The 250-nt window shown below is 71.2% G+C and carries 1 protein-coding gene; it reads right to left on the bottom strand.

From position 1 onward, the window contains the following. The coding region (locus tag IG99_RS43900) for an alpha/beta hydrolase family protein (protein WP_037684689.1) at positions 1-250 on the bottom strand (250 nt) is incomplete at both ends.

Raw genomic sequence — 250 nt, 5'->3', positions numbered from 1 at the left:
GTCGCCGAAGTAGTTGCTGTGGCCGGCGCCGCGGAAGGTGAGGAACGCCTTGGCGGCGGGCAGTTCCCGGTACGCCTGGCGGGCGGAGGAGATCGGGCACGTTCCGTCCCGGTCGCCGTGCGTGAACAGGACCTTGGCGCGGACCGCCGGACTCGGGTTGCCCATGTCCACGCAGGACATGGGGATCGCGGCGGTGATCCGCGTGTCCGGCCAGGCGGTCAACAGGCCGTGGGTGGTCATGCCGCCCATC

The sequence above is a fragment of the Streptomyces griseus subsp. griseus genome, assembly GCF_000720255.1.
GTDB lineage: Bacteria > Actinomycetota > Actinomycetes > Streptomycetales > Streptomycetaceae > Streptomyces > Streptomyces griseus_I.
This window is presented reverse-complemented; position numbering and strand designations above follow the sequence as displayed.